The sequence below is a fragment of the Aminivibrio sp. genome (assembly GCF_016756745.1).
In the GTDB taxonomy this organism is placed as follows: domain Bacteria; phylum Synergistota; class Synergistia; order Synergistales; family Aminobacteriaceae; genus Aminivibrio.
Genome location: NZ_JAESIH010000061.1, coordinates 1 through 13,678, shown reverse-complemented (window position 1 = coordinate 13,678; position 13,678 = coordinate 1). Strand labels below are relative to the sequence as shown.

The 13,678-nt window shown below is 60.4% G+C and carries 12 protein-coding genes; all 12 read left to right on the top strand.

All coding sequences use genetic code 11. The annotated features are described in order from the left end of the window. Positions 1-3 precede the first annotated feature (3 nt). Positions 4-1,479 (top strand): pyridoxal-phosphate dependent enzyme, encoded by a 1,476-nt coding sequence (locus tag JMJ95_RS10325; RefSeq protein WP_290685076.1) that lies wholly within the window; start codon positions 4-6, stop codon positions 1,477-1,479. A gap of 138 nt (positions 1,480-1,617) precedes the next feature. Next, positions 1,618-2,655: a DctP family TRAP transporter solute-binding subunit gene (locus JMJ95_RS10320; RefSeq protein ID WP_290685075.1), complete on the top strand. Its 1,038-nt coding sequence runs from the start codon at positions 1,618-1,620 to the stop codon at positions 2,653-2,655. Positions 2,656-2,690: 35 nt separating this feature from the next. After that, positions 2,691-3,314 (top strand): TRAP transporter small permease, encoded by a 624-nt coding sequence (locus tag JMJ95_RS10315; protein WP_290685074.1) that lies wholly within the window; start codon positions 2,691-2,693, stop codon positions 3,312-3,314. Then, complete coding sequence (locus JMJ95_RS10310; RefSeq protein WP_290685072.1) at positions 3,311-4,600, top strand: TRAP transporter large permease; 1,290 nt, start codon at positions 3,311-3,313, stop codon at positions 4,598-4,600. Before JMJ95_RS10315 ends, JMJ95_RS10310 begins: the two co-directional genes overlap by 4 nt. A gap of 40 nt (positions 4,601-4,640) precedes the next feature. Beyond that, complete coding sequence (locus JMJ95_RS10305) at positions 4,641-5,849, top strand: YgeY family selenium metabolism-linked hydrolase (protein ID WP_290685070.1); 1,209 nt, start codon at positions 4,641-4,643, stop codon at positions 5,847-5,849. Positions 5,850-5,877: 28 nt separating this feature from the next. After that, the gene (locus JMJ95_RS10300; protein WP_290685069.1) at positions 5,878-6,864 is read left to right on the top strand and encodes an ornithine carbamoyltransferase; all 987 of its coding nucleotides are present in this window, start codon (positions 5,878-5,880) and stop codon (positions 6,862-6,864) included. Positions 6,865-6,975: 111 nt separating this feature from the next. After that, positions 6,976-7,965 (top strand): BMP family protein, encoded by a 990-nt coding sequence (locus JMJ95_RS10295; RefSeq protein WP_290685067.1) that lies wholly within the window; start codon positions 6,976-6,978, stop codon positions 7,963-7,965. A 77-nt stretch (positions 7,966-8,042) separates the two neighbouring features. After that, positions 8,043-9,566 carry an ABC transporter ATP-binding protein gene (locus tag JMJ95_RS10290; RefSeq protein ID WP_290685066.1) on the top strand — a complete coding sequence of 508 codons (1,524 nt, stop codon included), beginning with the start codon at positions 8,043-8,045 and terminating at the stop codon, positions 9,564-9,566. Further along, positions 9,563-10,675 carry an ABC transporter permease gene (locus JMJ95_RS10285; protein ID WP_290685065.1) on the top strand — a complete coding sequence of 371 codons (1,113 nt, stop codon included), beginning with the start codon at positions 9,563-9,565 and terminating at the stop codon, positions 10,673-10,675. Before JMJ95_RS10290 ends, JMJ95_RS10285 begins: the two co-directional genes overlap by 4 nt. After that, entirely contained in the window at positions 10,672-11,592 is a 921-nt protein-coding gene (locus JMJ95_RS10280; RefSeq protein WP_290685063.1) for an ABC transporter permease, read from the top strand. Before JMJ95_RS10285 ends, JMJ95_RS10280 begins: the two co-directional genes overlap by 4 nt. A gap of 15 nt (positions 11,593-11,607) precedes the next feature. Continuing rightward, positions 11,608-12,957: a dihydropyrimidinase gene (gene hydA / locus JMJ95_RS10275; RefSeq protein ID WP_290685062.1), complete on the top strand. Its 1,350-nt coding sequence runs from the start codon at positions 11,608-11,610 to the stop codon at positions 12,955-12,957. Positions 12,958-13,358: 401 nt separating this feature from the next. Then, on the top strand, positions 13,359-13,678 hold a 320-nt coding region (locus JMJ95_RS10270), incomplete at its 3' end, for a formate--tetrahydrofolate ligase (protein ID WP_367153795.1).

Here is a 13,678-nt window from a genome sequence, read left to right as displayed (position 1 = left end):
GCCATGAAATACGGAATCGACCTCACCATTCATGAAGAAGGACTGAAGCACGCCGTCGAGGTGGCGAGGAAACGGAACATCGTCATCCCCACGTTCAAACAGATGAAGGATCCTGAGACCCATACCCCCGCCTCCGTGAAGGAGAAGCTGAAAAAGACGGGGCTGTGGGACGTGGATTCGGCAAACCTCTTCAGGATCACCTGGAAAAACCAGCCGGTGAAATCCGGCGGACTGTTCGGCGGAGTGAACTACATCGAGCTGCCTCCGGCCCTCACCGGGGTTGACGCCCGGATTATCGCCATCGTGGGCAAGTGGTTCCCCACGGGAGCCCACAAGGTGGGAGCGAGCTTCGGATGCCTGGCCCCCCGCCTGGTGACGGGGCAGTTCGATCCCCTCCGCCAGAAGGCCGTCTGGCCCTCCACCGGGAACTACTGCCGGGGCGGGGCCTACAACGCCCAGCTCCTGGGCTGCGAATCCATCGCCATCCTTCCCGAGGGTATGAGCCGCGAGCGTTTTGACTGGCTCGAAACGGTGGCGGGAGAGATCATCGCCACCCCCGGGACGGAGAGCAACGTCAAGGAAATTTACGACAAGGTCTGGGAGCTTCGGAAGACCAGGGACAATATCGTCGTGTTCAACCAGTTTGACGAAATGGGCAACCACCTCTGGCACTACGAGGTGACGGGACACGCCATGGAAGAGGTTCTCCGCGAGATTATGAGGCCGGGAGACAGGTATGCCGGCGTGGCCGTCACGTCAGGGTCCGCCGGGACCACAGCCTGCGGAGACTATCTGAAGGAGATTTTCCCCGGAAGCAAAGTGGCCGTCGGTGAGGCCCTCCAGTGTCCCACCCTGCTGGAGAACGGCTTCGGAGCCCACAGGATCGAAGGCATCGGCGACAAGCATGTCCCCTGGGTTCACAACGTGAAGAACACCGACATGGTCATGGCCGTCGACGACGAGGACTGCATGGGGTTCATCCGGCTCTGCAACGAGCCCGCCGGAAAGAAGTATCTCCGGTCTCTGGGACTGACGGATGAATTCATTGACCGGCTTCCCCTCATGGGCATCTCCGGTGCGGCCAATGTTCTCATGGCCGTGAAGATGGCGAAGTATTACGAGCTGACGTCGAAAGACGTCATCCTCACCGTCTTCACCGATTCCATGGAGATGTACGGTTCCCGGTTGAAGGAGATGGAGGAGGAGCACGGCCCCTACACGGACATGGACGCGGCCGCAGGCCACGCCCGCCATGTTCTCGGCGTGCGCACCGACGGTCTTCTCGAGCTGACCTATGCCGAGAGAAGACGGATCCACAACCTGAAGTACTATACCTGGGTGGAGCAGCAGGGCAAAACCTCGGACGAGCTCAACGCCCAGTGGTATGACGCCGAGGAGTACTGGGGCGGCATCCACACCATGGCGGACAAAATCGACGAAAAAATCGAGGAGTTCAATCGCCTGACGGGATTGCTGTAGCCTCTCCCGCCGGAAGGAAAGTGTGGTGGTTTGACGCCTGTTCCCTGTTCCATGACGGCCCGGGGGGCCGGACAATGCGCACCGTGGCGGAAGAGATGAAATGGAGAGTTCATTGTCAAACAAAGGGAGGAGAACAAAATGAAAAAGCTCGGGATACTGTTTCTCGCGATCTGTATCGTGGCGACCTCAGCGGCGGCCTTCGCGGCCCCGAAGACCATCAAGCTGGCCCATCTGAACCCCCAGCAGCCCTTCGAAGTGGCCACCGCAGCCATGGCGGCCGTCTTCAAGAGCATGGTCGAAGCGGAGAGCAACGGGTCCCTGAAAGTGGACATTTTCCCTGCCGGGCAGCTCGGCAACGAACGGGAAACCATGGAGCAGGTCAAGGTCGGCGTGGTTCAGAGCTACATCGCCTCCGCCGGCGGCATGGCCGCGTTCTACCCCCTTTACAGCACCGTGGACATTCCTTTCGCCATTCCCAACTACGATGTAGCCTGGAAAGTCTATGACGGTCCCTTCGGCCGGCATCTCGCCTCCGAAATCGAAAACAAGGCCGGCTTCAAAGTGCTCGGCTACGGCGAAGCGGGCGGTTTCTTCCAGCTCTCCAACAGCAGGCGGCCCATCAAAACAGTAGCCGACATGAAGGGCCTCAAGATGCGCACCATGACCCTTCCTTCGCACCAGAATCTCATGAAGGCCTACGGCGCAGCCGCTACCCCCGTGGCATGGGCCGAGGTGTACACCGCCCTCCAGACGGGTGTGGTGGACGGCCAGCATAACCCCATCCCCATCGTCCTGACCGGGAAGCTCTTCGAAGTGCAGAAATATCTCACCCTCACCAACCATCTCTACAGCTCCTACTGCTGGGTCATGAACAAGGACTTTTATGCCGGGCTGACCGAGAAGGAACGGTCCATCGTGGACTCCGCCGCGCGGACGGCCATTGTGGCCGGCCGCGGACTGAACAGGATCATCGAATCCTCCGAGAGAGGCCTCCCCGCCCTTGCAGAGGCGGGCATGGAGATCAACACTCCCACCCCCGAGGCTCTCGAGGAATTCCGGAAGATCGGCCGGGAATCCGCCCTTGCCTTCATCCGGGAAACCTACAAGGATGAAGGCGTAGCCCTTGCCCGGATGTACCTCGACGCCGTCGAAGCCGCCATGAAGGAGGAAAAGTAGGGCTCCGGCCCTGCTTTTCCTCCCCGGGGAGTTTTATGATTACGAACAGTCCCGACGGGGCGAACAGTGAGGAAAGGGGAATTTTTCTCCTCGCAAGGAAAGTGGGGAACGGACTGGAGAGGATGATCGAACTGCCTGTGTTCATCCTCTCCATCCTCATGACCGCCATCGTGCTCCTCGGGGTCTTCTTCCGCTACGTGGTCCGCGACCCCCTCGGGTGGTCAGAGGAGCTGTCCCGGTACCTCATGATCTGGATGGCCCTGCTTTCCGTGGCGCTCTGCGTCTGGCGTCACGAACACGTGGGGGTAACCATGGCGATAAAAAAATTACCACGGACGGTCGCCAAAACACTGATTTTCGTCTCGAACGGCCTGGTGATGTATTTCCTCCTCGTTCTCACACGGTACGGCTTCCGGATGGCCGAGGGAGGAAAGGCGCAGCTCTCCACGGCCCTCGATACGTCCATGGAATGGTGGCTCATGGCGGTCCCCGTCAGCGCCCTGCTATGCATGATCATGCTTTCGTGCAAGATGGTTCTTGACGTCAGGAGAAAAAACATCGACGAAATGCTCATGTCTGAGGATATTATCGACACCGTGAAGCGGGAGGAAGGGCTCGACTTCGGCGATGTCCCCCTGAAAGAGGCGAAGCCGCGATGACCGGGTTCATTTCAGTCACCTTTCTGATTCTCATCGCCGTGGGCATGCCCATCGGCTTCGTGCTCGGCGTCAGCGGCCTCGCCGCAATGCTGAAGATGGAGCTTCCCTCGGTGCTCCAGCTCGTTCCCCAGCGATATTTCGCCGGGGTGGACATGTTTACCCTCATGGCCATGCCCTTCTTCATCCTGGCCGGGGAGATAATGAACAAGACGGGCATCACTTCCCGTCTCGTGAAGTTCAGCAATGTCCTCGTCGGACACCTTCAGGGCGGTCTCGCCCATGCCAATATCCTGGCCTCGGTGTTCTTCGCCGGAATCACGGGAGCGGCAGTGAGCGACACCGCCGCCATCGGATCCATGCTCATCCCCGCCATGGTGGACGAAGGGTACGACAAGGACTTTTCCGCCGCGGTCACGGCGTCGTCGTCGATCATCGGCCCCACCATACCGCCGTCGAACATCATGGTGATCTACGGAGCCTTCATGCAAGTCTCCATCGCCGGCCTTTTCCTGGCGGGAATAGTGCCTGGCCTGCTCGTGGCGGTGGCGCTCATGTTCCTGACCGCCCGCATATCAAAGAAGAGAGGATATCCCGTAGGATCCCGGAGGGCTACTCTGAAGGAAATGGCTCTTGCGTTCAAGGAGGCTCTCGTAGCGCTCCTCATGCCCGCCATCATTCTCGGCGGAATACTTTCGGGCATCTTCACGCCTACCGAGGCGGCGGCTGTTGCGGTAGCCTACTCCATGGTCCTCGGGTTTTTCGTCTACAGGAACCTGACCCTTGGGGACATGTGGCCCATATTCATGAAGATGGCCCGCACTACGGGCGTGGTCTTCCTCGTCATCGCGGCCGCGTCCATTCTCGGATGGGTACTTACCATCGAACAGATTCCCGAGAAAGTGGCGGCCCTCATGCTCAGCGTGAGCACCAATAAATGGGTGGTCATGGGCATGATCCTGGTGCTGCTGCTTTTCATCGGCATGTTCATGGACATCGCGGCGGCACTCATCATCCTTGGTCCCATCCTGCACCCCCTGGCGGTGAAGATCGGCTTCCACCCTCTTCACTTCGGCATCATCATGGTGCTGGCGCTGAACATTGCCCTTATGACGCCGCCGGTGGGTGCGTGCCTTTTCGTTGCCTGCGGCATAAGCAAGCTGACCATCGAGCAGCTGAGCAGGGAAATTTTTCCCTTCATCCTGGTGGTGCTCGCGGTTCTCCTGCTCATCACCGTGGTGCCTGAGATACCCCTTTTCCTTCCCAGGCTGATGGGTATGGTCCATTGACATCGGGAAACACGATCATTTGTATGAAAGAAGGTATTCCATGATTCCTTTCGAGAAGGTACTAAGCAAGGCGGAAGAGTACAGACCCAAAATATCCCGTTTCCTTCGGGACATGATCGCCCTACCCAGCGGAAGCTGCGGTGAGAAGGAAGTGATTTGCCGGATCAAGGAGGAGATGGAGGTCTGCGGGTACGACCGTGTGGAGATCGACCCCATGGGAAACGTCCTGGGCTTCATCGGGACGGGAAAACACCTTGTGGCCCTCGATGCCCATATCGATACCGTGGGTATCGGCGACCGCTCCCTCTGGCAGTATGACCCCTACGAAGGATACGAGGACGACGAGATCATTGTCGGCAGGGGGGCCAGCGACCAGGAGGGCGGCATGGCCTCTATGGTCTACGGAGGGAAGATAATAAAAGACCTCGCCCTCTCGGGGGATTTCACCCTCATGGTGGTGGGATCGGTCCAGGAGGAGGACTGCGACGGTCTCTGCTGGCAGTACATCATCAACGAGGACAAGTACCGTCCGGAGTTTGTGGTGCTCACCGAGCCCACGTCGTGCAACATCTACAGGGGACACCGGGGGCGCATGGAAATAAAGGTGAGCGCAAGGGGGATTTCCTGCCACGGCTCCGCCCCCGAGCGGGGGGACAATGCCATCTACAAGATGGCCCCCATCCTGCAGGAGCTCCGCGCCCTTCATGAAAATCTCCATTATGATCCCTTCCTTGGCAAGGGGAGCCTGACCGTATCGGAAATCTTTTTCAGCTCTCCCTCGAGGTGCGCCGTGGCGGACGGGTGCTCCATATCCGTGGACCGGCGGCTGACCCACGGGGAGACCTGGGAAAAGGCCCTCCAGGAGATACGGAACCTCCCGGCAGTCAAGGCCGCCGGGGCGGAAGTCTCCATGTACACCTACGACTGTCCTTCCTGGACCGGCCTCGTCTATCCCACGGAATGCTTCTTCCCCACGTGGGTGCTCGAGGAGGATCATCCGGCCTGCCGCACTCTCGTGGAAGGCTACCGGGAACTGTTCCGATCGGAGCCCCTGGTGGACAAGTGGACCTTCTCCACGAACGGCGTCTCCATCATGGGAAGGTTCGGCATTCCCTGCGTAGGCTTCGGCCCGGGACACGAGGACCAGGCCCACGCCCCCAACGAACGTACATGGAAGGACGAGCTGGTGAAGGCCGCCGCACTCTACGCGGTGGTCCCTTCCATCTATGCGGAAAAACACGCCCGCTAGAACGGGTATTCAAGGAGGAGAGAGAATCATGCAGACGCTTTTCCGGGGGAAACATTTCATCACCCTCCAGGAGTGGACGAAGGAGGAAATCGACACCCTTCTCGACGTTTCCTACGACTTGAAGATGCAGTTCGCCCTTGACAGGCCGACGAACTACCTGCCCAACAAGACCGTGTTTCTCATGTTCTTCGAGCAGTCCACCAGGACCAGGAACTCCATGGAGGCGGGAATAACCCAGCTGGGCGGCCACGCCCACTTCCTGGACACCAGCAACATGCAGATCGCCCATGGCGAAGTGCCGAAAGACACGGCCATCATCCTGTCCCGCATGGGTCACGCCATCGCGTGCCGGAACTGCTTCTGGAAGGAAGGGAACGCCTACCTCCGGGAGATGGCCAAGTGGTCTCCCGTCCCCATCATCAACATGCAGGACGACCTGTACCACCCCCTGCAGGGCATCGCCGACCTCATGACCATCCAGGAGAAGCGGGGGAAGAACGTCCGGGGCCTCAAGGTCTCAGTCATCTGGGCCTACGCCACCACCCACAAAAAGCCCATCTCCGTACCTCTCACTCAGGCCCTCCTGTTCCCCAGGTACGGCATGGAAGTCACCCTGGCCTACCCGAAGGGTTACGAGATGCCCGACTGGGTCATCGAGCAGGCGAAGAAGAACGCCCTTGAGAACGGCGGAACCTTCCGGATCACCAACGACCAGGAAGAAGCCTACCGGGGTGCCGATGTGGTCATTCCCAAGAACTGGGGCAACTGGGTGACGAACGAAAGCAAGGCGGTCATCGACAGCACCCTCGAGGCCAACCGGCACTGGAAATGCACCGAGGAGCGTATGGCTCTCACCGACAAGTATTCCCTGTACATGCACGCCCTCCCGGCCGACAGGGTGAACGAAGTGGAAGACCCGGTCATCGACGGCCCCCACTCCGTCATCTACGACGAGGCGGAGAACAGGCTCCACACCGCAAAGGCCGTAATGGCTCTCACCATGGGCGGAAGGTAAAGAACGTTTTTTCGAAAAGGATGCCCGGAAACACAGGGCATCCTCCGTTTTTCTTCGTGCTATACTCCTGCTGAAAACTACCATCATCATTATCGTCAAGGAGGGTTAAGGATGAAGCGGTTCATTCTGTTGGCAGTGATCGCGGCAATGGCGTCGGCGGGGATTTTCCATGAGGTGCCTGCTTTTGCGAAGGCTCCCGGGGAACACAAGATGGTGCTGATCCTCCCCGGGCCGATCAACGACCAAAGCTGGAACGCCACGAACTACGCCGGGCTCCAAGCGGTGAACAAGACCCTCGGCACGAAGATGGAATACGTGGAGAACGTCCAGGCAAGCGATTACGAGTCTACCTTCAGGAATTACGCTGAACGGGGATATGACCTGATCATGGCCGCCGGTACCCAGTTTGACGAACCCGCCTCCAGGGTGGCGCCCAAGTATCCCAAAACCGTTTTCTGTGTGGTGAACGGAATGGCCGCTGCCGAACCGAACGTCATGCCCATCCTTCCCAAGGAGTACGAAGCGAGCTTCCTCGCGGGAATCATCGCAGGGCACATCACCAGGTCCGGGAAGATCGGCGTTGCGGGAGGGTTCCCGAACAAGCTGATGATCCGGCTGCTGAATACCTTTGAATGGGCCGCCAGAGTCGGCCGGAGCGACCTGAGGGTCGCCAGAGCCTATGCCAACTCCTGGAGCGACGTGGCCCTTGGGAAACAGATGGCGAGCTCCATGATCGACGGAGGAGCGGACGTACTTTTCTTCTACGCGAACCAGGTCGGTCTCGGCGCCATCCAGGCGGCGAAGGAGAAAGGTGTAAAGTATATCGGCTTCGCCAGCGACCAGAACAACGCAGCCCCCGGAACAGTGGCGGCGAGTGTGTATTTCGACTTCGCCTCCATGTATACCTGGGCGGTGAATAAATATCTCGACGGCACGCTGAAACCAGTGGTCAACGAAGCCGGCATCGCCGAAGGCATAGTTAACGTGTCCTACTCCGACGACATACCCCCCGAAGTCCGCGAAACGGTGAAGGCGGCGGAGGAAGCGGTCAAAAATGGACATGTCCTCTTCTTCCTCTCCGGTTACCCGGAGAAGCCCTGATCCGGAGCCGGGCGAAACACGCCGCGGGGTCCGAACGATTTCCAGAAGTTCGCGCACTCTGTCCGGTGAGGTACATCATGAAATTCCCACAGCATGAAGCCCTTTCCCTCAGGGGAATAACAAAGGTGTTTCCCGGAGCGGTCGCCAACGCAAATGTGAACCTTTCCGCCGGCCGGGGTGAAATTCTGGCCATTTTGGGCGAGAACGGTGCCGGCAAGTCCACGCTGATGAAAATACTGTACGGCATGTACCGGCCGGACAGCGGCACCGTTTTCGTGAACGGCAGGGAGGTCAGGATACGTTCGCCGAAGGATGCTCTGTCCCTCGGTATCGGGATGATCCACCAGCATTTTACCCTCGTTCCGGTTCATACGGTCTGGGAGAACGTGGTGCTCGGCCTGGATCCTTCCTCCGGCCGTCCCACAGGCCGGAAGGGTGCCATCGCCGAACTGGCGGACCTGGGCAGGAGGTACGGCCTTGAAGTCGATCCCTGCGCTGTCGTAGCGGATCTTTCGGTAGGGATGCAGCAGAAGACGGAAATTCTGAAAGCGCTGTACCGCAGTGTCAGCATCCTGGTCATGGACGAACCCACCGCCGTCCTTACCCCCGGAGAGACAGAGAACCTCTTCGGGTTTCTCCGGGAATTCCGGGCTGCTGGAAACACCGTCCTTTTCATCACCCACAAGCTCGGGGAAGTCATGGAGATCGCAGACCGCATAGAAGTCCTGAGGGGCGGCAGAAACGCCGGATCCTTCCTTCGGGGTGAAGTGACCGAGAGGGAGCTTGCCGGCCGAATGGTGGGAGAGGACATCCCCCCTGTCGCTACGGCCAGGGTCCGGCCTGCGGGGCACAACGTGCTGGAAGTCCGGGACCTGTGGGTCAGGGACAGCCGCGGGCACCATGCCGTCCGGGGTGTTTCTTTTACCGTCAGGGCCGGCGAGATCTTCGGCATCGCCGGAGTGAGCGGAAACGGACAGGAGGAACTGGCCGACTGCGTCTGCGGTCTTGCCGGCCAGGAAAGGGGAGACATTCTCCTCGAAGGAAGGAGCCTCCCAAGAGCGGATCCCGGGGCTGTCTTTCGCGCCGGAGTGGGGTACATTCCTGCAGACAGACACAGGGAAGGCCTGGTGCTCGATATGACCGTGGAAGAGAACCTCGTGCTGAAGAACCTCGCCGCCTATTCCCGGAACGGCTTTCTTCGGGAAGGCGCCATGCGGAAAAACGCAGAGCGGCACATCGGCGAGTACGGGATCAGACCGCCCCTTCCGGGAATACGGACGGCCTCGCTGTCGGGGGGCAACCAGCAGAAAGTGGTGGCCGCCCGTGAGATCGAGGCGGGCAGAAAATGCATTGTCGCAGTGCAGCCCACCAGGGGCCTCGACCTTGGGGCCGCAGCCCACGTTCACCGGATGCTCACTGCAGCCGGAGACGCGGGCAGAGCCGTTATCCTCGTGTCCACGGAACTTTCCGAAGTCATGAGCCTTTCCGATAGGGTCGCCGTCATGACCGGCGGCGAGATTCGCGGAATCTTCCCCGGGGAGAGCGCCGACCTCCGTACGATCGGCCTGCTCATGGCCGGCGGAAAGGGGGAACCATCGTGACGGAGAAAAAACGGGAGAAACCCCCTCTGTACGAATCGCTTACCGATCCCGACGGGATCCCTGCATCCCTTTTCTTCCCCGCCCTGTCCGTCGTTCTCGGCCTCGCTTCCGCCGGAGCCCTCATGCTCTTCCTTGGGCACAACCCGGTGGCTGTATACCTGGACCTGTTTTCCTTCGCTTTCAGGGACATCTACAATATCGCCGACATCTTCGCCAAGGCTGCCCCCCTGATTTTGACGGGCCTGGCCTTTGCTTTCGCCTTCCAGGCCGGGCTGTTCAACATCGGAGCCCAGGGCCAGTTCTACCTCGGCGCCGTTGCCTCTGCGGCCTGCGCTCTTTTCTTCCCGTTCCTGCCCTCCCGGCTGCTGCTTCCCTTGTGCGCCGCCGTGTCCATGACAGCAGGGGGTCTGTGGGGAAGTATGACGGGCTATTTCAAGGCCAGGTTCAACGCCAACGAATTTCTCGTCAGCATGATGTCCACCTACGTGGCGGTGGCCGTCATGGATTTCCTTGTCCGAAGCCCCCTGAGGGAAGCCAAGGGGGAATACCCCCAGACGGACGTCCTCGCGGAGGCGGCCTGGATCCCTTCTTTTCTCCCCGGCACCAGGTTCCACTGGGGCTTTTTCCTCGCCCTTGCCGCCGCAGGGGCGGCATGGATTCTTCTCTGGAAAACGACCTTGGGCTTCCGCATGAGGGCGGTGGGCAGGAACAGGGCCGCAGCACGGTTCGCCGGTATCAGGGAAAAGAGCGTTTTCGTCTCCGTTTTTCTTCTCAGCGGGGCCTTCGCCGGACTGGCGGGTTTCATCGAGGTCAACGGCGTCCAACACATGGTCGTCCAGGGGTTCAATCCTCTCCTGGGGGCCGAGGGCATCGGCATCGCCGTCCTTGGCGGAGCCCATCCTTTCGGTGTTGTGCTGTCGGCCCTTCTGTTCGGAGCTCTCAAGGTGGGCGGTCTGCTGGTCACCCAGACGTCCTCCGTCCCATCGAGCATCATCGCCATTCTCGAGGGATTCGTCATGCTCTACGTGATCCTTTCCTTCTATCTCCGTCACAGGCTGAAGCTGGCCGGTGCCCGCAAGCGGGCCGCTTCGGGAGGTAAAGAACCGTGATTCTCGAGGGAATCCTCGTCCGGGCTGTGCAGATGAGCACCCCCCTCCTCCTCGGATCTCTCGGGGAAGTGATCGTCGAACGGACGGGGGTCATGAACATGGCCATCGAGGGAATTTTCCTCCTCGGCGCCTGGGCGGGATTTACAGGAGCCTATATCACGGGCAGCCTCGCGGCGGGTTTCCTGGGCGCCATAGCCGCTGGTGTCGTTGTCGGTGCTCTCTACGGCTGGATCACCGTCTTCCTGAAACAGCACCAGATCGTGACGGGGGTGGCTCTCAACATACTGGCTGCCGGAATAGGCATCTTTTTCTACAGGGTGCTCTTCGGCGTTCCCCTGCTGCCTCTCACGGTGGAGCCTCTCCGCCCCCTGGCCGTCCCGCTCCTGTCAGGCATTCCGATCCTCGGCCCGGCGCTCTTCAGGCAGAACATCCTCACCTACCTTGCCTGGGGAGCCATGCCCCTGGGGTGGTGGGTACTTTTCCGGACCAGGACCGGGCTGGTTCTCAGGTCGACGGGAGCCGACCCCGAGGCCGTCGACGCGGCGGGCCTCTCCGTGGAGCGGGTCCGGTTCGGCGCCGTTCTCGCGGCGAGTGCGCTCAGCGGTCTGGCGGGGGCATTCTATTCCATTGGCTACCTCGGCCTTTTTTCCAATGACATGATCGGAGGGCGGGGATGGATCGCCTTTGCCCTCTGTTTTCTCGGGAACTGGAATCCTCTGGGGGCTCTTCTCGGAGCGGTGGTCTTCGGGGTCGCCGATGCCGCAGCCATCACTCTCCAGACATCGGGCATCCGGATGGTGCCCAACGAGTTTCTCATCGCCCTTCCCTATATGCTCACCATAGCGGCCACCGTCGCCAGGAAGCGGTTCAACGTACCGGCCTCGCTGGGGACGGCTTATTTCAAGGAGGAAAAATGACGGGAGGAGACAGAAATGTATGACTTGGTGATCAGGGGCGGGACGGTGGTCACACCGGAGGCCCTTCTCGCCACCGATATCGGGATTTTCGGGGAAAAAATCGCCGCCCTCGGTGACGGCCTGGAAGGAAAATCTGAGACGGATGCCTCGGGAAAACTGGTTCTCCCCGGAATTATCGATCCCCACGTGCATTTTTCCCTTCCCGTGGGCGCTGCCGTGTCGAGCGACGATTTCTATTCCGGGTCCGTGGCCGCGGCCTGTGGGGGCGTGACTGCCGTGATCGATTTTACCGTGGGGGCTCCCGAGCGGACCATGGCGGAAGACCTGCGGAACCGCCTCGAGGACGCCCGCCCGTCGGTGGTGGATTATTCCTTCCACGGGGAAGTTGTCGGCTGGCGGCCGGGCCGAACCGCTGAAATAGCTGACGCCATGGCCCGGGGGATAAAAAGTTTCAAGTTTTTCACGGCCTACGGGGCTTCGGGAAGGAGAACCGATACTGGGCCCCTCTACCATGCCTTTCGGGCGATAGCGGAAGGAGACGGGGTGGCTCTGGTTCACGCGGAGGACGACAGTATGATCGAGGCCGCCGCCGCACTTCTCTCCAAGGAGGCGTGGGGGCGGATGGGAACCGTGGCGGAAGTCCGCTCCGACCTGTGCGAGGGCTCGGCGGTGAATTCCGTTGCGTGGATCGCCGCCAGGACAGGCGTGCGGTGCCACATCGTCCACCTCAGCTCCGCCCTCGGACTCGCGGAAGTGGAGGCGGCACGAACGAGGGGAGCTGCCATGACGGCGGAGACCTGCCCCCAGTACCTGCTGCTCACATCAGGCGTCTACGAAGGGCCCCAGGGGCACCTCTATTCCGCTACGCCTGCCCTCAGGACCCCTGATGACAACAAAGCGCTCTGGCGCGGCCTTGCTTCCGGCGCGGTGGATTTCGCCGCCACGGACCACTGCCCCTTCACCAGGACCCAGAAGGAATGGAAGGGAGCTTTCGACCGCCTTCCCGGAGGCCTGCCTGGAGTGGAGACCCTCCTTCCCCTTCTCTACTCGGAGGGGGTGCTCAAGGAAAAGCTTTCCCTGTGCGACCTTGTCCGTGTGACATCGGAACAGGCGGCGAAACTCTACGGTCTGTATCCAAAGAAAGGGTGCCTCCTTCCCGGCTCCGACGCAGACCTGGTCATCTTCGACCCCGAGGATGCCTGGACTATCCGTGCGGGCGCCTTGAGAATGAACGTGGACTTTTCCCCCTACGAGGGGATGGAGGTCAGGGGAAAGGTATGGCAGACCGTCTCCCGGGGGGAGATCATCTATGCCGACGGACGGTTTCTCGGCAGGAGGGGGAGGGGAAAGTTCCTTCCGAGATGACAGGGAATCCGTCCCGGCGAATCTGAAACCTAAATCAGCAGGCTTTTCAGGCAGAGGGAGTGTCGCCGGGCATACGGTGAATTCGCCCCCCCAGGGGCGAAGAGATCCCGCTCCGCGCTCTTTGCGGATGAATCCCCTGGAGGAGGGCGTCTGAGGGGAGAGAAACCGCCATGGATGTCGGTTTTACAGGCAGGCAGCCGGCGAACGCAGGGAGCCGCGGGACTCGCCTGGGCAGTTGTCACGGACGACAATCCGCACCCCAGCGGGAGCACCGGTGACGCTCCCCGCTGGGGTGCGGATTTGGGTGAAAGGGACGCAATTGATATTTATTTACCGGTAGAGTAATATATATTTCGAGAATTTCCCAAAGGAAGACAGACGAAGGAGGAACCACAATGAAAATACCGAGCGACATAGAGATTGCCCAGAGCGCGCAGCTCAGGCCCATCGTCGGGATCGCCGAGAAACTCGGAATAGGCGAGGACGACCTTGAACTCTACGGCAAATACAAGGCCAAGATCTCCCCGTCGGTGTGGGAGCGGGTGAAGAACAACCCCGACGGAAAGCTCATCCTCGTCACCGCCATCACCCCCACCCCGGCAGGGGAGGGAAAGACCACGACCACCGTCGGGCTTTCCCAGGCTCTGGCGAAGCTCGGTCAGAAGGTCAGTTTCGCCATCCGGGAACCGTCCCTCGGTCCCAGCTTCGGCGTCAAGGGCGG

Excerpts from the sequence above, each read along its gene's own strand:
- JMJ95_RS10300 (WP_290685069.1), top strand. The coding sequence starts at position 5,878 with ATGCAGACGCTTTTCCGGGGGAAACATTTCATCACCCTCCAGGAGTGG.
- JMJ95_RS10305 (WP_290685070.1), top strand. The coding sequence starts at position 4,641 with ATGATTCCTTTCGAGAAGGTACTAAGCAAGGCGGAAGAGTACAGACCC.
- JMJ95_RS10315 (WP_290685074.1), top strand. The coding sequence starts at position 2,691 with ATGATTACGAACAGTCCCGACGGGGCGAACAGTGAGGAAAGGGGAATT.
- JMJ95_RS10310 (WP_290685072.1), top strand. The coding sequence starts at position 3,311 with ATGACCGGGTTCATTTCAGTCACCTTTCTGATTCTCATCGCCGTGGGC.
- hydA (WP_290685062.1), top strand. The coding sequence starts at position 11,608 with ATGTATGACTTGGTGATCAGGGGCGGGACGGTGGTCACACCGGAGGCC.
- JMJ95_RS10295 (WP_290685067.1), top strand. The coding sequence starts at position 6,976 with ATGAAGCGGTTCATTCTGTTGGCAGTGATCGCGGCAATGGCGTCGGCG.
- JMJ95_RS10320 (WP_290685075.1), top strand. The coding sequence starts at position 1,618 with ATGAAAAAGCTCGGGATACTGTTTCTCGCGATCTGTATCGTGGCGACC.
- JMJ95_RS10325 (WP_290685076.1), top strand. The coding sequence starts at position 4 with ATGAAATACGGAATCGACCTCACCATTCATGAAGAAGGACTGAAGCAC.
- JMJ95_RS10290 (WP_290685066.1), top strand. The coding sequence starts at position 8,043 with ATGAAATTCCCACAGCATGAAGCCCTTTCCCTCAGGGGAATAACAAAG.